The sequence below is a fragment of the Desulfosarcina widdelii genome, from assembly GCF_009688965.1.
In the GTDB taxonomy this organism is placed as follows: domain Bacteria; phylum Desulfobacterota; class Desulfobacteria; order Desulfobacterales; family Desulfosarcinaceae; genus Desulfosarcina; species Desulfosarcina widdelii.
Map to the genome: position 1 here is coordinate 4064301 of NZ_AP021875.1, position 26879 is coordinate 4091179.

Annotated in this window: 26 protein-coding genes; 3 read left to right on the top strand and 23 right to left on the bottom strand. The window is 58.0% G+C overall.

Translation table 11 applies throughout. The features are described from left to right. Nucleotides 1–128: 128 nt before the first annotated feature. From GN111_RS18675 to GN111_RS18710, 8 genes are all read right to left on the bottom strand, one after another. Entirely contained in the window at nt 129–2858 is a 2730-nt protein-coding gene (locus GN111_RS18675) for a 2-oxoglutarate dehydrogenase E1 component (RefSeq protein WP_155305199.1), read from the bottom strand. Between the two features lie 198 nt (nt 2859–3056). Beyond that, complete coding sequence (locus GN111_RS18680) at nt 3057–3842, bottom strand: alpha/beta hydrolase (protein WP_155305200.1); 786 nt, start codon at nt 3840–3842, stop codon at nt 3057–3059. Between the two features lie 175 nt (nt 3843–4017). Continuing rightward, the gene (locus tag GN111_RS18685) at nt 4018–4704 is read right to left on the bottom strand and encodes a TVP38/TMEM64 family protein (RefSeq protein ID WP_155305201.1); all 687 of its coding nucleotides are present in this window, start codon (nt 4702–4704) and stop codon (nt 4018–4020) included. A 14-nt stretch (nt 4705–4718) separates the two neighbouring features. After that, the gene (locus tag GN111_RS18690) at nt 4719–6227 is read right to left on the bottom strand and encodes a dihydrolipoyl dehydrogenase family protein (protein ID WP_155305202.1); all 1509 of its coding nucleotides are present in this window, start codon (nt 6225–6227) and stop codon (nt 4719–4721) included. A 37-nt stretch (nt 6228–6264) separates the two neighbouring features. After that, nucleotides 6265–6486 carry a hypothetical protein gene (locus tag GN111_RS18695; RefSeq protein WP_155305203.1) on the bottom strand — a complete coding sequence of 74 codons (222 nt, stop codon included), beginning with the start codon at nt 6484–6486 and terminating at the stop codon, nt 6265–6267. A 24-nt stretch (nt 6487–6510) separates the two neighbouring features. Next, complete coding sequence (locus tag GN111_RS18700; RefSeq protein ID WP_155305204.1) at nt 6511–6723, bottom strand: ubiquitin family protein; 213 nt, start codon at nt 6721–6723, stop codon at nt 6511–6513. A gap of 148 nt (nt 6724–6871) precedes the next feature. Then, the gene (locus tag GN111_RS18705; protein ID WP_155305205.1) at nt 6872–7702 is read right to left on the bottom strand and encodes a DUF3786 domain-containing protein; all 831 of its coding nucleotides are present in this window, start codon (nt 7700–7702) and stop codon (nt 6872–6874) included. A 3-nt stretch (nt 7703–7705) separates the two neighbouring features. Continuing rightward, on the bottom strand, nt 7706–8161 hold the full coding sequence (locus GN111_RS18710; protein ID WP_155305206.1) for a ferritin-like domain-containing protein: 456 nt from the start codon (nt 8159–8161) through the stop codon (nt 7706–7708). A 193-nt stretch (nt 8162–8354) separates the two neighbouring features. On the opposite strand from GN111_RS18710, the gene GN111_RS18715 reads away from it, so the two are divergent. Both GN111_RS18715 and GN111_RS18720 read left to right on the top strand, forming a co-directional pair. Continuing rightward, nucleotides 8355–9191 carry a rhodanese-like domain-containing protein gene (locus tag GN111_RS18715; protein WP_155305207.1) on the top strand — a complete coding sequence of 279 codons (837 nt, stop codon included), beginning with the start codon at nt 8355–8357 and terminating at the stop codon, nt 9189–9191. 19 nt (nt 9192–9210) lie between these two features. Further along, nucleotides 9211–10323: an NAD(P)/FAD-dependent oxidoreductase gene (locus GN111_RS18720; protein ID WP_155305208.1), complete on the top strand. Its 1113-nt coding sequence runs from the start codon at nt 9211–9213 to the stop codon at nt 10321–10323. A 37-nt stretch (nt 10324–10360) separates the two neighbouring features. On the opposite strand, the gene GN111_RS18725 is transcribed toward GN111_RS18720, so the two are convergent. The 4 genes from GN111_RS18725 to chrA all read right to left on the bottom strand — a co-directional run bounded on the left by GN111_RS18725 (nt 10361) and on the right by chrA (nt 14542). Next, entirely contained in the window at nt 10361–11836 is a 1476-nt protein-coding gene (locus GN111_RS18725; protein WP_155308065.1) for an acetate--CoA ligase family protein, read from the bottom strand. A gap of 2 nt (nt 11837–11838) precedes the next feature. After that, nucleotides 11839–12522, bottom strand: a complete 684-nt coding sequence (locus GN111_RS18730) for an acetate--CoA ligase family protein (RefSeq protein ID WP_155305209.1) — start codon at nt 12520–12522, stop codon at nt 11839–11841. A 199-nt stretch (nt 12523–12721) separates the two neighbouring features. Next, complete coding sequence (locus GN111_RS18735; RefSeq protein WP_155305210.1) at nt 12722–13156, bottom strand: MarR family winged helix-turn-helix transcriptional regulator; 435 nt, start codon at nt 13154–13156, stop codon at nt 12722–12724. Between the two features lie 63 nt (nt 13157–13219). Then, complete coding sequence (gene chrA / locus GN111_RS18740; protein WP_155305211.1) at nt 13220–14542, bottom strand: chromate efflux transporter; 1323 nt, start codon at nt 14540–14542, stop codon at nt 13220–13222. Between the two features lie 197 nt (nt 14543–14739). Here chrA and GN111_RS18745 point away from each other — a divergent pair, with 197 nt between their 5' ends. Next, nucleotides 14740–15186 (top strand): Fur family transcriptional regulator, encoded by a 447-nt coding sequence (locus GN111_RS18745; protein WP_155305212.1) that lies wholly within the window; start codon nt 14740–14742, stop codon nt 15184–15186. Between the two features lie 103 nt (nt 15187–15289). On the opposite strand, the gene GN111_RS18750 is transcribed toward GN111_RS18745, so the two are convergent. From GN111_RS18750 to GN111_RS18800, 11 genes are all read right to left on the bottom strand, one after another. Beyond that, on the bottom strand, nt 15290–15730 hold the full coding sequence (locus GN111_RS18750; protein ID WP_155305213.1) for a YbhB/YbcL family Raf kinase inhibitor-like protein: 441 nt from the start codon (nt 15728–15730) through the stop codon (nt 15290–15292). A gap of 268 nt (nt 15731–15998) precedes the next feature. After that, nucleotides 15999–17912 (bottom strand): molecular chaperone DnaK, encoded by a 1914-nt coding sequence (gene dnaK / locus GN111_RS18755; protein WP_155305214.1) that lies wholly within the window; start codon nt 17910–17912, stop codon nt 15999–16001. A 126-nt stretch (nt 17913–18038) separates the two neighbouring features. Then, on the bottom strand, nt 18039–19529 hold the full coding sequence (locus GN111_RS18760; protein WP_155305215.1) for a B12-binding domain-containing radical SAM protein: 1491 nt from the start codon (nt 19527–19529) through the stop codon (nt 18039–18041). A gap of 104 nt (nt 19530–19633) precedes the next feature. Continuing rightward, entirely contained in the window at nt 19634–20416 is a 783-nt protein-coding gene (locus GN111_RS18765; protein WP_155305216.1) for a lysophospholipid acyltransferase family protein, read from the bottom strand. 84 nt (nt 20417–20500) lie between these two features. Then, nucleotides 20501–21739, bottom strand: a complete 1239-nt coding sequence (locus GN111_RS18770; protein WP_155305217.1) for a beta-ketoacyl synthase N-terminal-like domain-containing protein — start codon at nt 21737–21739, stop codon at nt 20501–20503. Nucleotides 21740–21845: 106 nt separating this feature from the next. Beyond that, the gene (locus GN111_RS18775) at nt 21846–22109 is read right to left on the bottom strand and encodes an acyl carrier protein (protein ID WP_155305218.1); all 264 of its coding nucleotides are present in this window, start codon (nt 22107–22109) and stop codon (nt 21846–21848) included. Nucleotides 22110–22455: 346 nt separating this feature from the next. Further along, the gene (locus tag GN111_RS18780) at nt 22456–23334 is read right to left on the bottom strand and encodes a lysophospholipid acyltransferase family protein (protein ID WP_155305219.1); all 879 of its coding nucleotides are present in this window, start codon (nt 23332–23334) and stop codon (nt 22456–22458) included. Beyond that, nucleotides 23331–24140 carry a glycosyltransferase family 2 protein gene (locus GN111_RS18785; protein WP_231715492.1) on the bottom strand — a complete coding sequence of 270 codons (810 nt, stop codon included), beginning with the start codon at nt 24138–24140 and terminating at the stop codon, nt 23331–23333. The genes GN111_RS18780 and GN111_RS18785 overlap by 4 nt, the downstream gene beginning before the upstream one ends. Then, nucleotides 24116–24520, bottom strand: a complete 405-nt coding sequence (locus tag GN111_RS18790; RefSeq protein WP_155305220.1) for a hypothetical protein — start codon at nt 24518–24520, stop codon at nt 24116–24118. The genes GN111_RS18785 and GN111_RS18790 overlap by 25 nt, the downstream gene beginning before the upstream one ends. Then, nucleotides 24510–24812: a TRL domain-containing protein gene (locus GN111_RS18795; protein WP_170302363.1), complete on the bottom strand. Its 303-nt coding sequence runs from the start codon at nt 24810–24812 to the stop codon at nt 24510–24512. The genes GN111_RS18790 and GN111_RS18795 overlap by 11 nt, the downstream gene beginning before the upstream one ends. Nucleotides 24813–25157: 345 nt before the next feature. Then, nucleotides 25158–26879, bottom strand: coding sequence for a DegV family protein (locus GN111_RS18800; protein WP_155305222.1), 1722 nt, complete (start codon nt 26877–26879; stop codon nt 25158–25160).

Genomic DNA, 26879 nt, shown 5'->3' on the forward strand with positions numbered 1-26879 from the left:
GCATCGCGGCTGAAAGCCGCTCCATCAATCCCCCAATTCCTCAATACCAGAATTTCTCAATTACAACGCACATCTTCCGACCTCCGACATCAGTCTTCCGTCTTCTGACCTCCGACTTCTGTCCTCCATCATCCCGTGGCACTTCCCGCCTGGTCGTGGGAACCGACGGCCCGGTCCACAATACCGTCCTGCTGTACTTTGTAGATCTTGGGAAAGCCCGTGGCCGGACTGGCCGAAGCTTCGCGCCCCACATAGACGAGATGCTTTTTCACCAGGGCGCCCAAACGCGACCGGATGAACTGCCACGCACCCATGTTTTCCGGCTCTTCCTGCACCCACAGCCAGGAAGCAGCCTTTTTATAGCGGCCGACGATCTTCTTGAGCATCTGCTCCGGAAACGGATAGAGCTGTTCCACACGAACGATAGCCGTATCGGCGGCGGAGATCTGCTGCTGCCGGGCGATAAGCTGGTAGTAAATCTTGCCGCTGCAGAAGATTACTTTCCTGGCCGAGGCTGCAGCCTTGGGATCGTCGAGCACCGGCGTAAAGCCGCCCCGGGTCAGATCGGCCAGGGAGGATACCGCCATGGGATGGCGCAGCAGGCTTTTGGGTGTCATCAGGACCAGCGGTTTGCGGAAAGGTGCCTTGATCTGCCGGTGCAGCAGGTGGAAATACTGGGCCGGGGTTGTCAGGTTGGCCACCTGCAGGTTGTCGTCGGCGCAAAGCTGGAGAAAGCGCTCCATCCGTGCGCTGGAATGCTCCGGTCCCAGTCCTTCCCATCCGTGGGGCAAAAGCAGGGTCAGGCCGCAGAGCTGCTGCCATTTGGTCTGTCCGCTGGCGATGAACAGATCGATCACGCACTGGGCGTTGTTGGCAAAATCGCCGAACTGGGCCTCCCACAATGTCAGCACTTGAGGTCGGGTGACCGCATAGCCATACTCGAAGCCCAGCACGCCGGCCTCGGCCAGCAGGCTGTTGTAAGCCTCATAAGCCGCCTGTCCCGGTTCCAGATGGTTCAAGGGGGTGTAGTCCTGCCCGGTTTCGTAATCCCACAGCACGCTGTGGCGCTGGCTGAACGTGCCCCTGCCGACATCCTGGCCGCTGAGGCGCACGGTGTGCCCTTCGACCAGCAGAGATGCGAAGGCCAGGGCCTCGGCACCAGCCCAGTCGAGGCCCTCGCCGCTGGTGATGGCCTCGAGGCGTTTGTTCAACACCCCCTTGAGCCGTGGGTGAACGGTAAATCCTTCGGGCAGGTCCGCCAGTCGCGACGCCAAACGCATGAGCGTTTTTTTGTCCACGCCGGTATCCACCGGATCATGGCTGAAGGTGCCGCTGACAGCTTCCCATTCCGGAAAAAATCGCGGCTCGGGAAAAAGGCAGGTCGATCCGTGGATCTCCTCGTAGGCCGCATCCAGATGATCGCTGACAGCCTGTTCCATCTTCTCTACATCGGCTTTGGAGACGACCCCCTCGGCCACCAGCTCGTCGGCATAGACCCGGTTAAGGGGCGGCCGCTGGCGGATGCGCTGGTACATGGTCGGCTGGGTGAAATAGGGCTCGTCGCCCTCGTTGTGCCCGTAGCGGCGGTAGCAGACCAGGTCGACGACGACATCCTTGCCGAAACGATAGCGGTAGTCGGCGGCCAGGCGGGCCACATGGGCCACAGCCTCGGGATCTTCCCCGTGAACGTGAAAAATGGGAACCATGAGCATTTTGGCCACGTCCGTGGAGTAGCGCGTGGAGCGGGCGTCTTCGGGCAGGGTGGTGTAGCCGATCTGGTTGTTGATGACCACGTGCACCGTACCGCCGGTGCGGTATCCCTTGAGCTGGGACATATTGAGGGTTTCGGCGACCACGCCCTGGCCGGCAAAGGCCGCATCGCCGTGCAGCAGTACCGGCAGGACCGCCTTTTGCCCGTCTGCGGTCCGCAGATCCTGGCGGGCCCTGGCCATGCCTTCAACCACGGGGTTCACGGCTTCCAGATGGCTGGGGTTGCTCACCAGGCAGAGGGAAACCGCGGTCCCGTCTTCCATGTTTTGCTCGGTGAGATAGCCGATATGATACTTGACATCCCCGGAACCCACCAGATCCTGAGGATCGTAGCAGCTTTCGAATTCGGAGAAGATCTCCTCGGCCGGTTTTTCGAGAAAGTTTCTCAGCACGTTGAGACGCCCCCGATGGGCCATGCCGAGAATAATCTCCCGGCATCCAGAGGCAACCGACTCTTGGCGCAGAACGTCCAGAAAGGGAATGAGGGCTTCGCCCCCTTCCAGTGAGAACCGGGTCACCCCCACGTACTTCTTATTGAGAAAGTCTTCGAACCGTGAGGCCGCAGTAAGTGTTTTCAGCAGGTGAACCCGCTCTTTAACGGACAGTTCTGTCCGGTTGCCTGTTGGCTCCATGCGCTCCTGCAGCCAGCGCCGTTCGTCGGGATCCTGCAGATGCATGTATTCCACGCCGATGCTGTGGCAATAGGTCTGCTTCAACCGAACGACAATATCTTTCAATGGCGCCGAACCGGCTTCGATCACCCCCGGGGCCGCGAAAACTTGCTCCAGGTTTGCAGCGTCCAGACCGAAGGCCTCCATTTCCAGCAGCGGATGGCTGGTGGGGCAGGCGGATAGCGGATCCATGCAAGCCAGCAAATGCCCGATGTCCCGGTAGCGGTGAATCAGGGCGTCCACACCGGCCTGGCGCAAAGCCTCCCGGGAATCGGAGGCCGCCGGTCCGGCGGCTCCGGCCATTTCGAATCCCCTGAAGAAAAACTGCCAGTCCTCCGGCAAAGACGCGGGATCGGATTTCCATTTGCGGTATTGGGTATCGATAAAATCGGCGCTCAGGGTCTCGGACAGGTTCATTTCCGCATCCTCCTGGTAGCTCCAAATTAAAGCAAAAAAGCGGCTTTATAAATGATTATGTTTAATGCATCCTTACAAACCGCCAGAACTGTCATACCGGCAAAAGCGGTTTTCGTAGGGGCACGGCGCGCCGTGTCCCTACACGGCCTCTAAGACCAATAGGGCAACAGAATATTATTTCAATTTTTTACAAAACGATCACGATTGTTTGGGTTCACCCTTTGAAAACCCCGCCTGGCGGAAGAACCATTCGGTCACCGTTCGGGAAACCTGTTTTTGGTGCTCCGGCAAGGCGAGCATGTGATCGCCGCCGGAAACGATCACCAGTTCGACGTGGTCGGGATTGGCTTCTTTGGCCAGATGGGCTTCGGAAACCGAGATGATCTCGTCCCGGTCCCCATGCACCACCAACATGGGCACCTTGAGCGCACGGGTGGTCGCTTCCAAATCGTGACGGCCGGCATCGTCAAAAAAATCACTGTTGAGACTCAGATTTCTCCCGCGACTGGTGAATTCCACGCGACCCGCCTCGGACAGCGTCGTCTGCTGATCCGGCGTTAAAAAATGCATGGCACGTGTCGGACTGGTCCGCCCGGCCACTCGGCAGACAGCCGACACCGCAGCCTGCCGGTGTGCGGTAAGCAGGGCGATGGCCGCCCCTAGGGAATGTCCGGCAAGTCCGATCCATTGGACCCCATGCTGCTGCACCAGATCAATGGCGGCTTCCATTTCCAGAACCTGCTTGGACCAGGTGGATTGTTCGAAACTTCCCTGGCTTTGTCCGTTTCCGGAAAAATCGAAACGCAGGGCCATGAAACCGGCATCGCAAAGACTAGTGCAGATCCTTCTTAGAATACCCGTATGCCGGGAGCAGGTAAAGCAGTGTCCGGCGACGACCGCAGCCAGCGGCGGCCCGTCGGGCTCGTGAAGAGTTCCGGCAAGGGTTTCTCCCAGATGGTTGTCGAAATGAATCTGGCGTTCCATGTTTTCTCCGCAGGCAGGCCGTTGGCGGTCAGTTATCAGTTAACAAAATACGTGCCATGACCGTCAAGACAAAAAAACCGACCACATCCTTCACCAAATCGGGTTTTTTCGAAGCTGCAAATGTCCACCTGAGACACGGTGTCTCAAAATATAAAACAAAACGAACCCATGGACGTCAGGCCGCATGGCCCTTGAACCGTTTAATCAACACCGGGATGAAAAATGAAAAGATGAAAAGTGCGAGGGAGAAAAAAATCTTGAAGGACACCAGTTGCCCCCAGTCTCCCGATGCCCAAACCTCTTTCAGGGTACCAATAGCAAAGGTAAAGATAAAGGTCCCCACAATGATGCCCAATCCGGTACCGACCAGATAGTCCCTGAACCGAATCCGGGTGAGTCCCATGCCGAAGTTCATTGGGGTAAAGGGAAAGTAGACCAGCCGCAGGTAGAGAACGGTCGCGAATCCATTGCGTTCGATGGCCTCGTCGTATTTTTTCAGCCGATCGCCGATCAGCGAAGCGGCCAATTCCCGCCCCAGGGTCCGGCCGATGACAAAAGCCCCGGCCGAGCCGATCATGGCGCCGGTCCACGCCCACAAAAAGCCCCAATAGGGCCCGAAAATAGCGGCGCCCAAACCGGTCAGCAGGGTGCCGGGAATGAAAAGGCAGATGCCCACCGCGTAAACCAGCACATAAACCAGTGGCGCCCAGAATCCGACAGATTGCAGAAACGTGTCCAGCGCTTCGGCCGTAAGCGCATCCTTCACCGGGCTGAACCGGATCAGCACGATGGCTCCGACGATGAAAAGGCCCAAAAAAAGTGCTTTGAGCCCGCCGCTGGATTTGGAGGGTTCCGTTTGCATTCGGAATTCTGTCCTCAGTGCTCTGGCTTTCGTTCTCCGCCCTCCGTGCTCAGTGTCCCGCCTTCACACACCTCCGGAGTACAGGCCCGACCCTTCAAGTTGAAGAAAAATTTGAGGCCTTTCTGGATTTTCTCGGAGAAAATTTTGGGAGCAAACACGCTGCCGGCCACTCGCTTGCTGATCTCGCCCAGGGTGGGATACGGGTGAATGGCCGAGGCCAGGGAAGACATCTTGACGCCGCCGTTGAGCGCCGCCACCCATTCGGCAATCAGGTCGCCGGCCCGGGGGCCCAGGATCTGCACCCCCAGGGGTTTTTCCTTTCTGTCCAGGATCAGCTTGATGCGGCCTTCGACCTCTCCTTCGGCCCGGCCCCGGTCGTTGTCCGCAAAGGCCTCGGTCCAGATGCGGGTTTCGATTCCCGCCTTTTTAGCCGAACGTTCGTTCAGCCCGATACTGGCCAGCTCCGGGTCCGTGTAAGTGCACCAGGGCATCCAGGTGGTATGGACCTTGCGCGGCAGGCGAAAAACCGCATTGCTCACCACGATGCCCCCTTCGTAGCCGGCGGCATGGGTGAATTGATATCCGCCGCTGACGTCGCCGGCTGCGTAAATATGTTTTTGGGTGGTGCGCAGGCGCGCATCCACCGTGATACCTGTTCTCCCGAATTCAACCCCGGCGGCAGCCAGCCCCAGGCCGTCGACATTGGCCGAGCGTCCCGCCGCAACCAACACCGTGTCGGCTGTCAGGTCCACCGATGTTCCGTTCCCCAGAGCCAAAGCAATACGCTTCTTCTCGCCGGCCTGGTTTGCATGCTTCACCGTTGCGCCCAGATAAAAACGGACCCCCTCGGATTCCATGACTGCCTGAACGGCCGCGGCCATGTCCGTATCTTCTTTGCCCAGAATCTGATCGGCCTGATCAACAATGCTGACCGACGTTCCCAGGCGGTTGAAAGCCTGCGCCATTTCGATGCCGATGGGACCGCCCCCCAGCACGATCATGCTGCCGGGCAGCTGCCGGAGTGAAAAGATTTCACGGTTGGTGATCGTTTCGATGACATCCAGTCCGGGTATGGGAGGCATGGCTGGAGAAGACCCCGTGGCGATCACCCAGGTCCGGGCGCTCACCTTCTTGCCGTCGAGATCGACTGCGTGGTCGTCCTTGAAACGGACCGGACCGAAGACCACTTTGGCGCCCAGCCGGCAGAATCGTTCCTCCGAGTCGTGCTCCTGGATTGCCGCAATCACCCCGGCGATGCGGCCGGCAATGCGCGAGAAGTCCACGGGTGGCACCGCAACTTTGGGCAGACCGAAGCGCTCGGCGTTTTTCATCTGATGATACACATGCGCCGAATGAATCAACGTCTTGCTGGGCACACAGCCGTAATGCAGGCAATCGCCGCCCAACACCGGTTCTTTTTCGACAAGCAGGGTTTTGGCCCCCAGTTGGGCCGCACCCGAAGCCACGGTGAGGCCGGCGGCACCGCCGCCGACTATCCCGATATCGTAATCGTATTCCGCCATGGCAGGGCTCCTCAGACTGATCGGCGATCGCGCCGGGTTACTCTTTTCCGGGCCATTGAACGCCGGTCTGTTCTTCGACGACGTAGCAGAAGCGGTTCCAGGCAAACTCCCGCTTGCTGAAGGGGCAGCGCAGCGTCACCTTGCGGTCGGTAACGGCCACCACCTCCCAGTCCCCTTTTCGGGGTCCATCCGCAATGTTGATTTTCTGCCCCACCCGGAACGCATACGGCTTAAAAACAGTTACATCGTGGGTTTGCATGGCAACCTCCGGATAGAATGGATACTACTTCAATGCATTGAATTTGTCATGCCAGGCGCATCGGCTGCAAAACGTCTCGGTACCGTCGCCGATATCCGGGCATTCATCATCTTCCAGTTCTTCTTCAAAACAGATCTCGCCATCCCTGCATTCGAAGCCATAGATATCGTATTCGTCATCAGGATTCTTGACGTAAAACTTCTCGCAGCCACAGACCGGGCATTTGGACTGATTCATGATGTGTTCCTTAGTAATGCACTATCATTGCAGGCAGTATTTCTTGCCTATAAAAAGCTTTCCTTGGCATAGCTGCTATCGTTATCGGGATTGAAACTATGTAATTGCCGGCTTTCTTTTCCGATACGGCACTCCGGTATTGAAAGCCCTACCTTTCGGACGATTCGCAAAGCATCTGACGCAGACGCTCGCTCAAAAAGACGATCGATTCGATGTCCAGGTGCTCGGTGACGGTTTCGTCGAAAAGAAGTTTGGCGGTGGCCCCGAACCCGTCCACCGGGTCCTCGTCCCAGAAGAGCAGAGTCACCGGCACCCGCGGCAGGGGCTGGAAAATAAAAGCCGCATCGGCGCTGTTGCCCTTGCCGGTGACATCCTTGCCGCCAATTCGGGCGGCAGCACTGCGAAGTGCGTCCAACTGGCCGCAAAACCTGTCCGCCAATGGAGACTCCACTTGCTTGGCCATGGTTTTGACCTTGGAGACGGTATTGGGGAACTCCTCGAACCCCTTCCATGTTCCCGCGGGAAGGCGGCGGCCGCCCTGGGCCAGGTGGTTGTAAAGAAAAACCTTCTCCCAGCGGCTGAGTTCCGCCTCATCCATGCGCTCGATATCGTCAGGCCGGATTAAAATATGGGTATCGAAATAGGGCAGCTTCAGGTCCGGTTTTTCTCCGTTTCCGATCAGTTCTCCGCCGATTCGCTCGGGAAGATCTTCCAGGGCCATGGATGCGGACCGCTCCCGGGCCCATGTCAGCGCATCTTCGGCCAAATCCCGTTTGGTCCATTTGCCGGCGGCATACTGCTCTGCCAGATCGCGGTTGCATCGCTGTACCACCTCCGGTGAGAGATGGGGACAGCGTTCCAGGGGATATTGATCGGACACCACCATCCCGGCAAACGCAAGGCAGGAGGGAAACCCGCAGTCACCGCAGTTGGTTTTCGGCAGCACGTCACGGTATAGATCGACGACGGAAAGGGCCATCTTCTACCAGACCTCCGGGTACCCGACATTGGTGAAGGCGTCTTCCATTTTAAGCTTGTGGTCCCGTTCCATGGCCGCCAGGTCCAGAAATACCTGCCGCTTATCTTCGTCGTCGCACATCGCGGCCATTTCGTTATACTGCTTCATGGCCGCTTCCTCTTTTTTCATGGCCAGGGCAAAGGCATCGGCCGGCTTCATGTCCATGGACAGTTCCGGTTCATCCATGGTTTCGGCCACCTTGTAATCGCGCGTTTCGGAAAAATAGCGGTCAATGGTATTGCTGGTGTAGATCTTGGTGAGAATATCCCGATGCTTTTTCTCCTCTTCCGCCAAAGTGGTGAAAAGTTTTTTCAGGTATGGGTCGGCGAGGGTGCTGGCGGCATCCTCGTAAAATTTGCGGGCCTCGACCTCGTTGGCAATGGCCTGTTTGATAATATCCTTGTACTCACTCAGATTCATGGCGGCCTCCTTTTGGGGCAATAAAGGTTGGGGGAAACAGGCCAATGCCTGTCATAAGGATAGTCTGTCATACTGTTATATTTAAAGCAATCCGTATGCCACCCAAAAAGCAATAGCATTGAATGTCGTTTTGTGTATAATTATTGCGACCTTCCGAAAAATCATGTCCCTTTATCTACAAATGGAGGCAATTATGAACTGGAAACAATTCCTGACGCCTGTGAAATCCATCGATACCGAGCAGGCCAAGACCTATCTTGACGGCAAACAGGTGGACGAGGTGACCATCCTGGACGTACGCCAACCCAAGGAGTACGAAGCCGGACACATCCCCGGCTCCATCCTGGCCCCGCTGCCGGAACTCACAGACCATATGGATCGCATCGACCGCAGCAAGCCCCTGTTGGTATACTGCGCATCCGGGGGGCGCAGCCGGGTCGCGGCCCAGTTGCTTTCCGGCCAGGGGTTTAAAAACATTATCAACATGGCCGGCGGCTTCAATGCCTGGACCAGCGAAGCGGCCTTTCTGGGCGAAGAAAAAGGCCTGGCGCTGTTCGACGGAGTAGAATCCGTTGAAAGCGCCCTGACCGTGGCCTATTCCCTGGAAGCGGGACTGAAGGATTTTTACGATACCATGGCCGCCAAGGTGGACAGCGAACCGGCCGGGAAGCTGTTCCGCCAACTGTCTCAAATTGAAGTGAAACACCAGGACCGTATTCTGGAACAATACACCGAGGTCACAGGCAAGGCCGCCTCCCGGGAAGATTTTGAAAAGGGTCCGGTTCCGGAAGTCCTGGAAGGAGGGCTGACCACCGAGGAATACGCCAATCTGCTCATGCCTTCGACGGACACGCTGGCCGACATCATCGAACTGGCCATGTCCATCGAAGCCCAGGCCCTGGATCTTTACCTGCGGGCTTCGGAGAAGGCGCACAGCGACGCCGGCAAACAGGCCCTGCTCCAGATCGCCAATGAGGAGAAGACGCATTTGGCCAGGCTTGGTCAATTGATGGAAGAAACGATAGAATAGCCACCGCCATGAGGTTTCTATGAAAAAAAAGTTGGTTCTCATCGGCGGCGGCCATGCCCACATGGTCGCCCTGGCCAATCTGCAGGACGTTATCGCCAAAGGACACGACGTCACCGTTATCGGCCCGTCGGACCACCATTACTACTCGGGCATGGGGCCGGGCATGCTCTCGGGCACCTACCGACCGGAAGAAATCCGTTTTGCCACCCGGCACGTGGTGGAAAAGTCGGGGGCTGCATTCATCCGGGACAAGGCTACCGGAATCGATCCCGAGAAAAAGTTCGTGCTCCTGGAAAGGGGCGAACCCGTGTCCTACGACGTGCTCTCCTGCAACGCGGGCAGCCATGTTCCCAGGCCGGATATCGAGGGCGACCCTGCGGATATCTATACCGTCAAACCCATCGAACGGCTCATGGAGGCCAAAGCTCGCCTGGTCGATCATTTCGGCCGGCACACCGCCAATGTGGTTATTGTCGGCGGCGGTCCTTCGGCGGCCGAGGTGTCCGGCAATGTCTGGCAGCTGGCAGCAGCCACCGGTGGGCAGATGCCCCGCATCACCGTATGTGCCGGCAGCGCCTTCATGGGCCGTTTTCCCCCTTCCGTGCGAAACAGGATCGTCAAGGTACTGGACAGCCGCGGTATCGTGATCCGCGAAAACGTCTACGTCAAATCCGTTGCCGGAGAAAAGCTCACCCTGGACAGCGGAGAAAACCTGCCGGCGGATTTCATCTTTCTGGCCCTGGGCGTCAAGCCTTCTTCCATCTTCGCCGATTCGGGAATCGCTACCGGTCCGGACGGCGGGATGTTGGTCAACCGCTTTCTACAAAGCACTCAGTACCCGGACATTTTCGGCGGCGGGGACTGCATCCATTTCCAGGACCATCCCCTAGACAAGGTCGGCGTCTACGCCGTACGAGAAAATCCGTTGCTGTTCCACAACATGGTGGCACAGATGGAGGGCGGGGAGCTGATGCCTTTCGATCCGGGCGGCGACTACCTGCTGATCTTCAACCTGGGCGGCGGGGTCGGTGTCCTGAAAAAGCGCTGGCTGGAGTTCGGCGGCCGTCCGGCATTTCTCATCAAAGACTACATCGACCGCAAGTTCATGCGTAAGTTTCAGGCCATCGAGTAGTTTGAGAATGCGTTAGCGTTCTTATCAATCGCTGCGATCAAACCGACGATGATCGTTTCGAGCGGGCAAGTTTTCCCCTTAGGCGTCCGTATTCCACCAGGGCCCCCAGGGCCCGGGCCGCCCGCTCCGGGCTGGCCAGCACCGGCACACCCTTGTCCTGAAGACCGGATATAAACGGATTCTGCCGGGTCAGGAAGGAAAAGCCCAGCGTCGGTTTGCCATGGGATGCCATCAATTCGGCCACGGACGCACACTGGTCGTCCACGATCTTTTTCACCTGGGCTTCGATTTCCGCCTCCGGCACGCCCAGGCTTACCAGGGCCCGGTGGACCATGGCTTCCGTGGCCAAAAAATAAATAAGCAGGCTGTCCGCCCCCTCATCTTGTAGAAGTATCTCGGGGATGGCTTTGAAATAATCCAGCGGGTTCTTGGTAAAGGTCAGGTCCACGGGATTTTTTACGCTGGCGGTGTGAGGGACATACGCCCCCAGTTTTTCCATCGTAGCCTGAGACAGGGCGGGCAGTTCGATACCGGACCTCCCGCAAGCATCGGCGGCGGCGGCGCCGGGTCCGCCTGAATGGGTTTGAATCAAGGCGCTGTTCCCTTTTGGCAGGTGGCAGGAACCCAACGCATAGCAAAAGTCGAACATCTCTTCCACGGACCGCGCCCGGATGATGCCGCTCTGTTTAAACACCCCGTCGTAAAGCCTGTCGGGGCCGGCAAGCGCCCCGGTGTGGGAAAGACAGGCCCGTTTCCCGGTTTCCGATCCCCCCACATAAAAGGCCACAATGGGCTTGGTTAGCGCAACCTCCCGGGCTGCTTCGATGAATTCCCGTCCCCGGCGGATGGACTCGATATACAGGGCAATGGCGCGGGTATCCGGGCAAGCGCCCAGGTATCGGATGCAGTCCGCCATGTCGATATCGGCCTCGTTGCCCAGGCTGAACCCCGTGCTGAATCCCTGTCCGAACCGGGTATCCAGGTAATCGAACATCTGGGTGATAAAGCTGCCGCTCTGGGAGGCCATGCCGATGAAGCCGGGCCGGCAGGCGGAGGAAAGAAAGGTGGCGTTGAATTTCATGTGGGAATTGACCACGCCGATGCAGTTGGGCCCGGTGAATCGGATGTTGTATTGCCGGGCAATGGCCTTGATTTCTTCCTGCCTGGCTGGACCCTCTCCCCCCACCTCGCCAAATCCGGCCGTAACGATAATAGCCCGGCGGATTCCCTTTTCTCCGCAGGCCCGCAGGGTTTCCGCAACGATTTTTGTCGGCAGGACAATAATGGCCAGGTCCGGCACTTCGGGCAGATCGCCCACCCGGGAGTAGGCGCCAAGATTCAAAACCCTTTTTTCCTTGGGATGGACCGGGAAAATCCGGCCTTCATATCCATCGGCAAGGATGGCGTTGAGAATAATGGTCCCCATGGATGAAAAATTATTGGAAGCGCCAAAAATGGCGATGCTCTCGGGGCGTGCGATTTGATACAGGGGGCTTTTTGAAATTGCGGACATCGTCACCGTTGTACTCCTTCCAGAACAATCAGGGCATCCACCGCCTTGACGGTGCCGTCCGGGGAAACAATCAGGGGGTTGATATCGATTTCACCGATTTCAGGCCGGTCGAGGCCCAAAAGGCCCAGAGAAACGAAAATACGGCAGAGGGTTTCCACGTCTGCCGGGGCCTGCCCGCGGAACGCATCCAGCATGGATCGGTATTTTAAATCCCGGACCATGTCCATGGCTTCGATCTTGTCGAAAGGAGCGGCCCTGAACACGGGTTCTGCAATCACCTCGGCCATAACCCCGCCGAATCCCAGCATGACGCAAGCACCGAACTGGGGGTCCCGGCTCAGCCCGGCCGCAAGTTCCCGGTCGCCGGCCACCATTTCCTGGACCAGAATGCCTTCCAGGGGGGTAGTTATCTTTTCACGGATCCGGCCAACGGCCTGTATGACCGCCTCCGGTCCGGAAAGTCCCAGTTCAATGCAGTTCAGTTCGCTTTTGTGCATCAGGTCCCGGGAACAGGGTTTGAGGACCACGGGATATCCGATCTTTCCGGCAGCAGCTACGGCCTCTTCGGTATTTTGAACCAGGAATTCCCGGGTAACAGGAATGCCACACGTTCTCAGCACCTGTTTGGATGAATATTCGGACAACGAGGTCCAGCCGTTGTCAACTGCTGTCTTGATGAGGTCCATTTGAATACCCGTCTTTTTCTTTGAGAAAGTACCCATCCAGAAATAGGCAAATTTGGTCGAGATCGAGGCGCACGAAAAATTTACCCGCAGACGCCCCGAAGGAAGTGCCCTTGGGGTACATATAGTTGATATTTCGAGGAGTAAATTTTTCGCGCAACAAAGATATCGGGCAAATTGGCCATTTCTGGATGGGTACGAGCTAAAATTCCATGTTCCGGATGACTTTCAACCCCCGGATCATGCCGGCCATATCTTCCTTTCCCACGGCTTGCTCGATGTTTTTTTCGAGCGCAGCTGCCGCGGACAAAATCTCCGGAGCCAATTCCCTGGCTTTTCGGGTCAGATTCAACACATTGAGGCGGCCGTCCTTGGGATCGGCAGCTTTGGCGACCAGGCCCATGTTCTCCAGACGCTGGATCATCGTCACGGCGGCGGCCTTGCCCATGCCCGCCTGCCGGGAGAATTCTCCCAGGCTGATTCCATCCTCCTGCCAGAGTACTCCCAGGGCCATGACCTGCTGAGCCGTCAACCCCAAAGGCTCAAGGGTTTGGTTATAATAGGCAATCATCCGGCGGACAGCCCGGGTGGCCAGCGAGCAGATGAAATATTGTGGCTGGGGGCTTTTCGTTTGCATACGAACGTTCGCTAACAAACGAAAAGCCGCTTGTCAAGATGAACCTTAATTAAGCAGTTCCCGTCAGGACGACAAAACCAGCCGCCACAACACGCCTGACATCGCCCCGATGGGCACCAGGTACTGGATCGGAAAATGAAATTTTTGCAGCACGATGAGAGAAATCATCGAACTGGCCAGGGCAAACCCGTCAATGCCTGCATCGGGCAGGATCACCTTGGCACCGAACCAGACACCGAGGTTGAGGATTACGCCCACCACGGCGGCGGTCACACCGGACTGGGCCGCCTGGATGCGCCGGTTGCCGGCCAGGGCTTCGACAAAGGGCGCTCCGGCGAAGATGAAGAAAAAACAGGGCAGGAAAGTGACATAGGTGGTGATCAGGGCCCCAAGCACACCGGCAGTCAACGGCGAAAGACCTCCGGTGAGATTCCAGGCGCCCAGAAAGCCCACGTATTGGGTCACCATGATCAGCGGACCTGGCGTCGATTCGGCCAATCCCAGTCCGATCATCATCTGCTGGGTAGACAGCCAGCCGTGGCCCACGGCAAAGTCGGTGATGTAGGCCAGCACGGCATAGGCACCGCCAAAGGTGACAAAGGCCGCCTTGGTGAAAAAGAGGGCAATCTGGCTCAGGACGTCCTCCATCCCCCGCCAGGCCCACACCCCTCCTACCACGATCCCCCACAGCGCCATACAGAACAGCAGTACCCGAATAACATGGGAAACGGAAGGCGCGACGCTGTTTGGCAGACCATCGTCCTCTTCTTCTGTGCGACACTCGCGGTTTCCTTCGTCGAAGGTGCCCTTGCAGAACACCTGGGGCAGCCACCTCTCCAGGATCATTCCGCCAAGGGCGGCCGCCGCAACGATATAGGGAAAGGGCACCTTGAAAAAATAAATGGCGATGAAAGCCGCCACGGCAAATCCGTAAAGAACACCGTGGTTGAGGGCCTTTTTTCCGATGCGCAGCACCGCTTCCACCACCACGGCCGCAACCACCGGCTGGATGCCGTAAAAAGCCGCGGCCACCGCCGGGACGTCGATATGGGCCACAGCCAGGTAGCTGAGCACCATCATGACGAAGACAGATGGGATCACGAACAATGCCCCGGCGGCGATGCCGCCCCAGGTGCCGTTCATGCGCCAACCGATATAGGTGGCCAGCTGCTGGGCTTCGGGACCGGGCAGCAGCATACAGAAGTTCAGCGCCCGCAAAAACTGATGTTCACCCACCCAGCGTCGGCGTTCGACCACTTCACGGTGCATGATGGCGATCTGGCCGGCTGGCCCGCCAAAACTGATAAACCCGAGCTTGGTCCAGAATTTGAGGGCCTCACGCAAAGAGGCCTTTTGTAGAGGTTCTCGATCGTTTCGATTGTCCATGTCGTCAATCCGCAGAAATCCTATGGGTGATGCATCCAGCGCCTATTTAATACGATGATATGGATAAATTGGTGATAGCGGTTAACGTTGTCAATTGGACAAATACCGACCGATTCTAACCGCTATTGACAGTGTTGTTCGATCTTGATATTAATTGATAATCATTTTCCTTAAAAACACACGGGGAAATCGTACCCATGGCAGATCCTGAAAGTCGACTGCGTGAAATGGTCAATACCCTGCGGGAGAATCAATATCGGATTACCCCCCAGCGTCTGGCCATCCTGAAAATACTGGCCGAAAGCAAAGGCCATCCCAGCGTGGAATCGATTTACGCCCGGGTCAAACCGAATTTTCCCACCACCAGTCTGGCAACCATCTACAAAAACGTGGCGGTGCTCAAGGATCTCAACCAGGTTCTCGAACTCGGTTTCAGTGACGACAGCAATCGCTACGACGGCAACAAACCTTACGACCATCCCCATGTGGTCTGTACCGTCTGCAAGAAAATCCTCGACCCCGATATTGCGGCGCTCAAGGACATGACCCAGGAACTCGTCAGGCTGACCGGATTTTCCATCACCCGCCACCGACTCGATTTTTTCGGCATCTGTCCGGAGTGCCGTGAAAAGGCGAAAGGGTAGTCATAGGCTCGGTGGTTTCTACAAACCGATCACCGATCTTCACCCACATTCAGTCCGATCAGAGGGACAGGAAAAAATTCTCCAGATAGACCTGATAGTACTGCTATTTCTTCGGCGGGTAGGATTCACGGGCCTTGCCGAAGCCGATGATCGTGCCTTCGGCATCCACGGCCATCACCCGGAATTCGTATTTTTGCCGCTGGCCCAAAGGCGGACAGGGGCCGTTGTACCCGATGTCCAGCGCGTTGGCGGGAATCACGCCGGAACCGTCATTTTCGATATCGCCGCCCCCCTGATTCCAATCCGGATCGCTGATATTCTTCAGTTTGACGAGCAGTCGTTTGGCACCGGCCGGGATGCCGGACACCCGGATCTCCGGGCTTACATGGCTGCAGGGTTCCACGCCCTCCCAGGAAAACGCCACTTCCATTTTGGCTGCATCCTTGGGGATGACGATGGGCTCCTCGCGGTTGTGATTTTTGGTGCAGCCGAAAGAAAGCAAAAGAGCCAGGGTGAGCGTGATCAGGGGGAAACATTTTTTCATATCGAAATTATCCGTTGGTTCGTGTCCGTCCAGAAAATGAATACGCGCTTTTATGAACGTGTTGCGACAAACTTTATACCACCAGTCCGGTTAGGGTTCAATGCTCGTTTCGTAGGGGCACGGCGCGCCGTGCCCCTACAAGCGGTCCCCGAAGGGATGTCCCGTAGAATTAATTTCGACTTACAAACCCATCGACAGGCCGGGAAAATGAAAGGCCGGGAAAATCCCCGGCCTTTGATCAACAGTTTTATATTTCATCCCGCGGCCATCAGGCCACTTCCTGGAAATCGGCATCCACCACATCGTCGTCCGAAGCCTTGGCCCGGGCGTTCCCTCCGCCGGTCTGGCCGGGTTGCGCCCCGGGGTTCTGCGGATCTGCCTGGCGCTGGTACATGGACTCGGCCAGCTTGTGGGAAGAGCGCGTAAGCACCTCGGTCAACTGCCGGATTTCTGCCGCATCGTCTCCTTTCAAGGCCCGTTTCAGGTTGGCCACCGCATCGTCGATTTCCATGCGCAAGCCGCCGTCCACGTTGGCGCCCATCTCGTTCAGGCTCTTTTCCGTGCTGTAGATCAGGGCGTCGGCGCTGTTCTTGGCCTCTACGAGCTCCTTCTTCCGGCCGTCTTCATCGGCATGCATTTCGGCATCCTTCACCAGCCGGTCGATCTCCTCTTTGGAGAGACCCGAGGATGAAGTGATGCGAATGCTCTGGGCCTTGCCGGTGGCCATGTCCTTGGCCGACACTTCCACGATGCCGTTGGCGTCGATGTCGAAGGAGACTTCGATCTGAGGCGTGCCCCGCGGCGCCGGCGGGATGCCGGTGAGTTCGAAGCGGCCCAGGGTCTTGTTGTCCGCGGCCATCTCCCGCTCCCCTTGCAGGACGTGCACCGTCACGGCCGGCTGGTTGTCCTCGGCTGTGGAGAACACCTGGCTCTGGTGGGTGGGAATGGTGGTGTTCTTTTCGATCAGCTTGGTCATGACGCCGCCCAGGGTTTCGATGCCCAGGGAAAGCGGGGTAACGTCCAGCAGAAGCACGTCGTTGACATCCCCTTCCAGAACGGCCCCCTGAATGGCGGCCCCCATGGCCACGACTTCGTCGGGATTGACCCCCTTGCTGGGCGTCTTGCCGAAAATCTTTTCCACCCGCTGCTGCACCGCCGGCATACGGGTCATACCGCCAACCAGGATCACCTCGTCGATGTCGCCGCTGGAATATCCCGCGTCCTTCATGGCCGTCCGGCAGGGACCCTCCAGCCGGTCCAGCAGGTCCGCCACCAGGGATTCGAGCTTGGCCCGGGTCATCTTGATGTTCAGATGTTTGGGACCGCTGGCATCGGCCGTGATAAAGGGCAAATTGATGTCGGTTTCCATGGCGGTGGACAGCTCCATCTTGGCTTTTTCCGCCGCCTCTTTGAGCCGCTGCAGGGCCATTTTATCGCTGCGCAGGTCGATGCCCTGCTCGCGCTTGAACTCACCAGCCAGGTAATCGATAACGCGCAAATCGAAATCCTCGCCACCCAGATGGGTGTCGCCGTTGGTAGCCTTGACTTCGAATACGCCGTCGCCGATCTCCAAAACGGAGATGTCGAAAGTGCCGCCGCCCAGATCGAAAACGACGATCTTTTCTTCTTTCTTGCGATCCAGTCCATAGGCCAGCGATGCCGCCGTGGGCTCGTTAATGATGCGCTTGACGTTGAGTCCGGCGATCTTGCCGGCATCTTTGGTGGCCTGGCGCTGGCTGTCATTGAAATAGGCCGGTACGGTGATGACCGCGTCGGTCACCGGCTGACCCAGGAAGGCCTCCGCCGACTTTTTCAGATCCGCGAGAATAAAGGACGAAATTTCCGCCGGGCTGTACTGACGGTCTCGCAGGGAAATGCGAACGTCGCCGTTTTCCGCCTGGGTAACCGCATAGGGCAGATTCTGCCTGTCCTTGACGACTTCGCCGTCGTCGGCCTTCCGGCCGATCAGCCGCTTAACACCGAAGACCGTATTTTCAGGGTTTGTTACGGCCTGGCGTTTGGCGATCTGGCCCACGAGGCGCTCTCCGCTGTTGGAGATGGCCACCATGGACGGGGTGGTCCGACCGCCGTCGGCATTGGCGATCACCTTGGCGTCGCCATCTTCCATGATGGCTACGCAGGAATTGGTTGTTCCAAGATCGATTCCGATGGTTTTGCTCATTTTTCACTCCTCCAGGTTCCGGGCATTTCAAGCGCCCGTGGTTTTATTTGATGAGCAAACCATAAATCGGATTTTTACTGTGTCAAATTTTTTACATTACTTTTTTAATTGTATTTCAAAAATAATTCAAAGATCGTCCAGATCAGCAAACCGGTTCACCGCCGCACGGGCCTGGATCTCCCGCTGGAACCGTCCCCGCCATCCCAACCGCTTCTGCTCCCGGGCGATGATGACCTTGAGCAGCGGTTTGAAAGCATACAGCCAGATGGAGGTCCACAAGCGGCCCTGGCTGCGGATGCGTTCGGAAGGATTCCACCAGCCCATGACCGCCTGGTTGTGGTACCAGAACAGGAACTGCAGCTCGTCGGAGGAGAGTCTACGGGTCTTTACGTTGGCCCACATGCCGTTGTAGCGGGTATAGTCATCGGGATTGGTCACCAGTCCCTGGTCCAGCAGCTGCTGGCGGATGCCGGTTTTGGGATAGGGCGTGAGAATCTGGCAATAGGCGGTATCCGCGCCGGTGGATTTGAGGAATTTGTAATTCTCGACGATCTCCTCTTCGCCGTCATCGGGAAAACCGAAGATCATCCCCCCCACGATCATGATGCCGTAACGGTGGCAGATCTCCACGGCCTTTTTCGAGGCGTCCAGGATGTCGCCTTTATTGGCCGCCGCCAGGTTTTTTTTGGAAGCGTTCTCCATTCCCAAAAAAATGGATTTGAAGCCGGCACGGGCCATTCGGGCCACCATTTTCTCGTTGCGGGACATGGTCACGCAGTCAGCTTGTACAACGAAGAACAGGTTGCGGTAGTTGCGGGCGATGATGGCATCGCACAGCCGGATCACCCGCTCGGGGTCCAGCACTAGGTTGTCGTCGGAAACGAAAATCCAGCGCACCTTGCGTTTGTAGTAGATGTCGTCGATGTCCGCCAGGATGCGTTCTAAGGGGAAGGGGCGAAAGGAGCGCCCGTACATGTGCCGGATGCTGCAGAAGTTGCAGTTGCGGGTGCACCCCCGGGAGGTCTCCATCACTTCCACGTTGCGGTTCATGATGTGGTAACCCCAGGTCAGGCGTCGTTGGTCGCGGATGGGAAGCTTCAGCCGGGAAAGATCCAGCAGTTCCCCTTTGGGGTTGTGGACGAACCCGTTTTCTTTTTTAAAGGATAAGGAAGGGATGTCTGCCAGGCGGTCCTTGCCGTCCAGGGCGTTCACCAGTCGCCGGAAGACCTCTTCCCCTTCGCCGCGCACCATGTAGTCGATGTGCGGGGCATCTTCCGATTCGGCGATTTCTTCGGACATCAGTGTGGCGTGATAGCCGCCGATGGCGATCCTGGTCTCGGGCAGCAGTTGTTTGACCAGACGCATGATCTTGGCGCAGGTGGCATATTGCCAGGTCATTGCAGAAAGGCCCACCAGGTCCGGCCGGATGGCGGTGAGTATGCGCTCGAGATGCTTTCGCAGTCCCCAGCGCTTGCGGATCAGATCGACCACATAAACCTCGTGTCCGTCGTCGATGTTGGCACCGATGCTGGCGATGCCCAGGTTGGGCATGTGAAATGCCGACTCGTGCATGATCACCGGCGCCACGTCAGGCATGGACATGAGCAGGATTTTCATTATCGCTCCAGGAATATTTGAGTTGATGCATTGGAATCATCGCGGCTGGAAGCCGCTCCAATGCCATCCGTTTGTCTCGAGCCCGATATCGCGAAGGGCATGCGTCAATCCTCCCGCGACCGGCGGGACGTGAGCAGGCCCCGAACATGGTCCATCAAGCCGGTCAGGGAAAACCCGGGATCATCGTATCGGGGCTGAATGCAATCCAAGTGCGCCACCCGGATGGTATTGGCCGTTCGGGTATCGAAGAGGAACCGGCCCGGTCGGAACAGCCGCGCCGTGTTTTCCAGATATAGCACATGAATGGGTGCCCTGCACAGCCTGGCGATTTTAAAGGCTCCCGTGTTCAGTGCACCGATCCGGCCATCGCGGCTGCGGGTGCCCTCGGGAAAAACGATCAGGTTGCCGCCGGCAGATAAAAAGGCCGGCATCTTTTCCATTGCTTCCAGCATGAGATCGGCCATCGCACCGCCGGCAGCGGAAGGGATATAGCCGGACAGCCGGAGCATACGGCCGTATAAAGGAATGTGAAACAGCCGATCTTTGGCGATAGTGGTGTGTCGCGGGAAAAAGGAGATGAGAAAGATCGGATCCAGGTAGGAGGCATGGTTGGCGACGATCACCGCTCCCCGGATGGTATTTACCTCGGAAGCCACCTGCCATTGGCAGGCCGGCGCCAGCAACCGCAGCAGAATAAAGAACCAGCGATAAAAACGGGCGTTGAGACGTTGGAAAGACTGGCTGACATCCCTGGAAAACAACCGTGCGAACAGGTAAAAAGGTGCGAAAAGAAAAACGAAGCCGACGGTGTAGTAGCCCCACAGAATCAGAGTGACGATCAGATCCTTGAGAAAATGAAGCCAATTTTGTCGGGATGGATTCGTCATTGTTGTAAAATGATGGTGAGCACTTCTATTGAGCGGCTTCCAGCCGCGATCATGTCGAAATCGCGGCTGGAAGCCGCTCCTGCATTATCCGGAAAATTTTTTGACGAACAGACAGGTGTTGACGCCGCCGAAGGCGAAATTCTGAATGGATGCAATATGAATCGGCGCTTCCATCAGCCGGGTGACGTGATTGAGCATGGCGCACCGCTCGTCCACCGTCTCCAGGTTCAAAGTGGGGGCGATAAAGCCATCCGCCATCTGATACAGGGCGATCAGGGTTTCGATGGCCCCGCAGGAGCCCATGGTGTGGCCCATGTAGCTTTTGAGGCCGCTGACGAAAGGACGGTTGCCGTACACGGCGGCAATGGACTGGGCCTCGGTGACATCCCCCATTTTGGTGGCCGTGGCGTGGGCGCTGATCCAGTCCACATCGGTGGCAGCAATGCGGGCATTGGCCAGGCCCTGCTCGATGGCCAGGGCAATGCCTTCCCGATTGGGCAGAATCAGATCCCCTCCGTTGTTGTAGCACGAAAAACCGATCACCTCTCCCAGAATCTTGGCGCCCCGCTTCTTGGCCGCATCCAGGTCTTCGAGCAGCACACAGCCGGCGCCCTCGCCGACCACCAGGCCGTCCCTTTTCTTGTCGAAGGGACGCGGGGTGAGCTGGGGGGTGTCGTTGAAATCCGTGGAACAGGCCAACAGGTTGTCGAACACCGCCACGGTAGTGGTGTCGTACTCGTCCGCTCCGCCGCAGAGCATGGCGTCCTGCAGTCCGTATTTGACCGCTTCGTAGCCGAAGCCGATGGACTGGCTGGAGGTGGTGCAGGCCGTGGAGGAGCTGATCACCCGCCCCCGGATGCCGAACATCTTGGTGATGTTCACCGCCGTGGTGTGAACCATGGACTTGAGGTAGTCCACGGCCCCGACATTGTGCAGCTTGGTATTGTCGTCGCTGAAAAAGGTGCGGTAAATGTCCCGCTGAACCGTCGGGCTGCCGTGGGTGGAGCCGAAAGCCACCCCCAGGCGGCCGCTTTGGATGAAATCGTCGGACAGGCCTGACTGGGCCAGGGTCTCCTTGGCTACCTGACAGGCATAGTAGGCCACCGGCCCCATGGTCTTGCGGTCCCGGCGGACAAAATCGAATACCGGCGGATCGGACACGGTTCCGAAAACCTTGCAGTGGATATGCGGTACCAGCAGGTCGTCATCCTTCATCCGGCGAACGCCGGAAAGCCCTTCGGTCAGGCTCCTGACAATGGCCTCCCGCGTACTTCCGATGGGGGTGATGGCGGCTCCGCCGGTAATGACGACTCTTCGTTCCATAGGGGGTGTCGGGTAAATTGGTTTATTGGGTTGATTGCGTTGGTTGCGTTGGCCGAAGCCTGGCGGCAATGGACTGAAGGAAAAATCCGTCTTCAGTTTTCAGTCCTCAGTCTTCCGACCTCCGTCTTGCGTCCAACCCCACCACATAATCCACGATCTGGTTGATGGTACGGATCTCCATTGCCGCCTTTTTCTCGTCTCGGGACAACTGAGCGCCCAGCAGGATCTCGATCTCCCGCAGCAGTTCGATGGCGTCGATGCTGTCGAATTCGTGTACTTCCCGCAGGTCGTCTTCCAACCCTGGATTGTCGATCTCGAACTGATCGGCAAAAATGGCGATGATCGCCTTCTGGATCTCGTCGCGTGTCATTGCGTTTCCATCCTGTCGCATATTCAACCCCAACGTTGCAAAAGCCGGAGCGATTCAGAGCCAAGGCGCCAAGGGTGCCGCCGTAGTAATCTACTGCAATCCCTTGGCAACGACGGATCTGGATTGCTCCGGCTTTCCCGCAAGGGTACCAACATGAGAAAATCATTGTTTTTCCAGCGACTCACATCTGGTGCATTCCTATAATGCCTGGCTGTTGTTTTTATTTGTCTATGTTTTTAAACAGGTACAATGATTTTCCCATGTTGGTATGCAACTATGGGGTCAACAAGCCCTGCTCTCTACTACAAAACCGCCAGGAATTCAAAACAAAGGGGCAATGGTTGGCTCATTTGCCGATAAAGGGCTCGAAATGGTGCCATTGAAAAGGATGGCACCGGACGGTCTTTTCAAGCAGGTCGACATACTGCTGGGCGGCCCGGGCGACGGCCGTGTCACGCTCGGCACGATCGGCGGCATCGATGAAAATCGGCGTCGAGGCGCAGAAGTGATAGTGGCGTCCTCGGGTGCGCAGGGCGAAAAAAACGAAAATGGGGGCGCCGGAAGCCATGGCCAGCAGATAGGGCGCCGCAGGCAGATGTACGGGTTGCCCCAGAAATCGGACAGTGACCGTGCGCTGCTCGGCGTGCCAGATCCGATCACCGGTCAGTGACACCAGGCCGCCTTCCCGCAAAAAGCGGACGCTTTCCACAATATCCAGCGGCGACCCGCCGGATTCGTCCACGGCCACAATGCGGATGTCGCTTTTGCGGACGACCCGTTTTTGCATGGCTTCGATCTGCTCTTGCTGTTTTGCGCCCATATACAGCATCATTTTTAAATCCGGGAGGGTCTTTTTCAGCAGTCGTGCGGCCACTTCCCAGTTGCCCAAATGGGACATGAGCAGCACCCCGCCGGAGCCCTTCATGGCATCGCGCAGCCGTTCCCAACCGTCGAAAGTGGTGGTCATCCCCCCACCCCGATCGGCCAGAAGCAGCCGGTCCCGAAAAACGTTGGTAAAATCCAGAAACTGCCTGAAGGTACACCAGAGATGAAACAGTTGTCCTCGCCGGGGAAAAAGGGCGCGGTAAAAATCGATTCCCACGGCGACCCGACCGGGGAAAAAAAGAAAATACCCGGCTGCAATGCCGCCGGAAACCAGGGTAAAGAACCACGACCCGAAAAACCGGGTCAGCAGGGTAAGGATGCGGTAGAACAACAGCTTCATAAGATTCTGTACGACGCTCCCTGGCCGCGACTCGACGTTTCGCGCCGGCTGCCGGTTCGCCAGAGCGCGGGGGTGAACACCCGTCGGGTGATGAGACGGCTGAAGGCCCCGAAATTGCGAAGGAAATCGACAAAGGGATGAAAATGGGAAATCCGGGGCAGGTCCGCGCCATATCGGGCGGAAATGGGCACCTCCACTACCCCGATTCCCTGCCAGGCCGCCCTTGCCAACACTTCCACTTCGAACTGGAAGCGACGGGAAACCACTCCCAGATCGAGGGTTTCGGGAAGCGGATAAATCCGAAAGCCGCTCTGGGAGTCGGCCAGTTTCGGTCCACCGGAAATCCGCACCCAGAAGTTGGAAAAGGCCCGTCCCTTGCGGCTGGTCCAGGGGGCATCGGCCATCTCTCGCCGGCCCACGACAATGACGCGCTGGTTGATCGCCGCAGCCTCCGCCAGTCTGAGGGCGTCGGCAGGATCGTGCTGGCCGTCGGCGTCCATGGTGATGGCGTAATCGGCAATCTCCGAGGCACGCCCCATGCCGCTGATCAAAGCAGCGCCCTTGCCCCGGTTGACAGCATGCCGGATCACGTGCAGGCCGGCAACCGACTGCAACCGCTTGGCCGTGTCGTCCGTGGAGCCGTCGTCCACCACGAAGACCGGCCAGCCCAGCGCCAGGGTCTCCCTCGCCACCGCCGCCACCCGCCCACCGTGATTGTAGGTGGGAATAACCACTGCAAAACGGTAGTCACCCCACTTACCGGCGGATCGCGCTTCTCCGGTCATGGTGCCGCAGTCGTCTCGCACGGCTCTGAATCAATTTCCCCATGAAGAATGACTCGATGGGTTTTATAGATACCGAGAATGCTGAACACTTCCTGATCGGCAAAATAAAGCCGGGTCATACCGTTCTGCCGGGCGATGTCCCCCAGGGCATTGCTGTTTACCCGGGCGTACATGCCGAAACCGGTGAAAGGCTCCTTGATCTCGATGGTGTGCTTGGAACCAGGCGGTTGCGCCGGCATGGGGGCGGCTTTCAGATCCCGGGTCAGGGGCAGCTTGACGCGGGTATAGACGATCCCCACCAGGGGGCCTGTGCCGCATCCGGCCAAACAGCCCATCAGAATCGTCGCCAGCAGCAGGAAACGAACCTTTGCCACGGTCAGTCGGATGGCATCAATCTCCATAGACCACCACCCGCCAGCGGGTATAGAGGCCGAAGAGGACGTTGAAAACTTCCTGATCGGCGTGCCGCAGGGTCGTTATGCCGCCGTCGGCGGCTGCGGCCGCGTAGCTGGCGTCGCCCCAGGCAAACAGCCACAGTACGCTGCGGGCCTCGGCCACGCCTTTTTTCTCACCCAGCGTAGTCCTGTCCAGATCCACATCCAGCGGCGATTTGACATCCACATAGGCGCAGCCGGATAGCAGCATGAGGCCGACAACGATGAGGATGGCCATGAACGGTCGAATATTTCGCATGTTTTTCCCTTCATCCCTTAGGTTGTTTGTCCGGTTCCCACTCTTTTGTTTGAGAAACCATGCCATGCAGTTGGCGCTCCCACGCGGAGCATGGGAGCGAGACGTAACAAATGACGCACAAGGTCCAGGCTTCGTGGGAGCGGCTTCCAGCCGTGATAAAAAATGATCGCGGCTGGAAGCCGCTCCTACCTTTCCCTGCACCCTCGAGCGAAAAGTCTCATCCCCTGACGCCGTAAGGTTGTGTAAGAAGTGCGAGATCAAGGCTTGCGAGTCCCGAGGAGCGAGGTGTACCTGAACGTACTCCGCAGTGACGAGGGACGAAGCGTAACGCCGATATCGCGCTTCTTACACGACCGTCATCTGTGGACAAAACGCCACGGCCCACGTCCCCGGCCCCATATGCGCCCCCGACGTGAGCGAAAGCCGGGTGACTTCAATCCGCGCTTCCGGAAACTGACGCTCGATCTCCGGCCGGATGCGCTCGCACACCCGCTGTTCGTTGTCGGAAAACTGCAGCAAAATGGTCAGACGTGCATTCGACGAATAGCGCTGCTTCAGATACTCGACGGCAAAGGGCATCTGCTCGGATGCCTTTCTGACTGTGCCGGCCTTGGCCGCGCCCTCGGCCGTCGGGCGGATCACCGGCTTGATGCCGATCAAATCGCCAAAAAAGCCTTTGGACTTGGAAATGCGCCCTCCGGCGGCCAGAAATTTGAGCTGGTCCAGAAAAACCAGCTCGTCACAGTTCTCGCCGACACGGTGCGCCAGGGTTACGAGGTCCTCGTATGCCTGGCCCAATTGTGCCGCCCGGGCCACTTGACGCACGATCAACCCCAACCGTCCCGAAGCGGCCCCGGTGTCGATCACTGCAAAACGATCACCATGGCCGTTTTCTTCCCGCCACTGGCAGGCGGTAAGGTAATTTCCCGTGTAGACCGAACCCACGCTCAGGTAAATCGCCCGGCCATACTGTCCCAGGACGCTCTCGTAACTTTGGCGCTTCTGGAAAACGGAAGCCTGGGCCGTGGATACCGGGAGGCCGTCAGCCATGGCAGCGTAGAGTTCCCGGGGGTCGAGCAGGGTTTCCGGAACACTGCGGCTGCCCACGACCAGATGGCTGTCCAGCAGGGTCACTCCCAATTGCCGGGCCTCTTCCCGGGTCAGGGACCCGGCGGCGTCGGTCATAATGTGAACCGTCTGCGAACCGGCAGCCGCCCTCGGCATCGCTGGCTCGTCGATCATGGCATCCACCTGCCAGTCGACAATCTCGCCCAGGCGTTCGAGCTTCTCCCGGGCCTCCCGATGGTCCCGCGTGTGCAGGTGCACCCGGAGACGATCGCCATCGGCAACGGCCACCACGCTTTCTCCCAAACCTTCGTCCGCCGATGGCCATCGAAAAACTTGCCGGGACCGCAGGGTCGTGTTCACGCAATATCCGGAGAATTGCCCCCCGGCAACCGCTTCGGATACGGTCAGCAGACCGCCGAAACGCTCGGTAACCGGCGGCATGGGCATCCTTTCACCAGCCAGTCGATGAAAAAATCCTTCGAAAAAGATGAACATCCCCAATGCGCCGGCATCCACCACGCCGGCCCGATTCAATTCCGGCAGCAGTTCCGTCGTGGCCCGGACCGCCGCGTCGAGCTTTTCGATAGCGGAATCGGCATGCCCCCCGGCAATGTCGGCGGGCCATCGCTCCGAGATTTGTGCAAGAGTGTCAAAGATGGTCAGCATGGTACCGGGTTTGGGGTCGGCCAGAGACTGCCAGGCGGCCTTTCTACCGGCAGAAAAGCAGGCGCCCAATCCGCCGGGTTCCGCATGCTCCAGAAAACGGGAAAAAAAAGCCGCGGCGATGTTGCCGGAATTGCCCGTGGCCGATTCGATCAACATTTGCGGAAGCCGGTCGGGCGCGCCGTTGCTGCCGATCAAGGGCGCGAGACTGATCTTCAGGTTTCGCCCAGTGTCGCCGTCGGCCACCGGAAAAACGTTGATCGCGTCCAGAAGATCGGCCCAGGCGGCCACCCGCTCGCAGCCGGCCACCAGGGACCGGGAGATGATCCGATCCAT

Coding starts and splice junctions, on each gene's coding strand:
- GN111_RS18675 (WP_155305199.1), bottom strand. CDS start 2,858: ATGAACCTGTCCGAGACCCTGAGCGCCGATTTTATCGATACCCAATAC.
- GN111_RS18680 (WP_155305200.1), bottom strand. CDS start 3,842: ATGGAACGCCAGATTCATTTCGACAACCATCTGGGAGAAACCCTTGCC.
- GN111_RS18685 (WP_155305201.1), bottom strand. CDS start 4,704: ATGCAAACGGAACCCTCCAAATCCAGCGGCGGGCTCAAAGCACTTTTT.
- GN111_RS18690 (WP_155305202.1), bottom strand. CDS start 6,227: ATGGCGGAATACGATTACGATATCGGGATAGTCGGCGGCGGTGCCGCC.
- GN111_RS18695 (WP_155305203.1), bottom strand. CDS start 6,486: ATGCAAACCCACGATGTAACTGTTTTTAAGCCGTATGCGTTCCGGGTG.
- GN111_RS18700 (WP_155305204.1), bottom strand. CDS start 6,723: ATGAATCAGTCCAAATGCCCGGTCTGTGGCTGCGAGAAGTTTTACGTC.
- GN111_RS18705 (WP_155305205.1), bottom strand. CDS start 7,702: ATGGCCCTTTCCGTCGTCGATCTATACCGTGACGTGCTGCCGAAAACC.
- GN111_RS18710 (WP_155305206.1), bottom strand. CDS start 8,161: ATGAATCTGAGTGAGTACAAGGATATTATCAAACAGGCCATTGCCAAC.
- GN111_RS18715 (WP_155305207.1), top strand. CDS start 8,355: ATGAACTGGAAACAATTCCTGACGCCTGTGAAATCCATCGATACCGAG.
- GN111_RS18720 (WP_155305208.1), top strand. CDS start 9,211: ATGAAAAAAAAGTTGGTTCTCATCGGCGGCGGCCATGCCCACATGGTC.
- GN111_RS18725 (WP_155308065.1), bottom strand. CDS start 11,836: ATGTCCGCAATTTCAAAAAGCCCCCTGTATCAAATCGCACGCCCCGAG.
- GN111_RS18730 (WP_155305209.1), bottom strand. CDS start 12,522: ATGGACCTCATCAAGACAGCAGTTGACAACGGCTGGACCTCGTTGTCC.
- GN111_RS18735 (WP_155305210.1), bottom strand. CDS start 13,156: ATGCAAACGAAAAGCCCCCAGCCACAATATTTCATCTGCTCGCTGGCC.
- chrA (WP_155305211.1), bottom strand. CDS start 14,542: ATGGACAATCGAAACGATCGAGAACCTCTACAAAAGGCCTCTTTGCGT.
- GN111_RS18745 (WP_155305212.1), top strand. CDS start 14,740: ATGGCAGATCCTGAAAGTCGACTGCGTGAAATGGTCAATACCCTGCGG.
- GN111_RS18750 (WP_155305213.1), bottom strand. CDS start 15,730: ATGAAAAAATGTTTCCCCCTGATCACGCTCACCCTGGCTCTTTTGCTT.
- dnaK (WP_155305214.1), bottom strand. CDS start 17,912: ATGAGCAAAACCATCGGAATCGATCTTGGAACAACCAATTCCTGCGTA.
- GN111_RS18760 (WP_155305215.1), bottom strand. CDS start 19,529: ATGAAAATCCTGCTCATGTCCATGCCTGACGTGGCGCCGGTGATCATG.
- GN111_RS18765 (WP_155305216.1), bottom strand. CDS start 20,416: ATGACGAATCCATCCCGACAAAATTGGCTTCATTTTCTCAAGGATCTG.
- GN111_RS18770 (WP_155305217.1), bottom strand. CDS start 21,739: ATGGAACGAAGAGTCGTCATTACCGGCGGAGCCGCCATCACCCCCATC.
- GN111_RS18775 (WP_155305218.1), bottom strand. CDS start 22,109: ATGACACGCGACGAGATCCAGAAGGCGATCATCGCCATTTTTGCCGAT.
- GN111_RS18780 (WP_155305219.1), bottom strand. CDS start 23,334: ATGAAGCTGTTGTTCTACCGCATCCTTACCCTGCTGACCCGGTTTTTC.
- GN111_RS18790 (WP_155305220.1), bottom strand. CDS start 24,520: ATGGAGATTGATGCCATCCGACTGACCGTGGCAAAGGTTCGTTTCCTG.
- GN111_RS18795 (WP_170302363.1), bottom strand. CDS start 24,812: ATGCGAAATATTCGACCGTTCATGGCCATCCTCATCGTTGTCGGCCTC.
- GN111_RS18800 (WP_155305222.1), bottom strand. CDS start 26,879: ATGGATCGGATCATCTCCCGGTCCCTGGTGGCCGGCTGCGAGCGGGTG.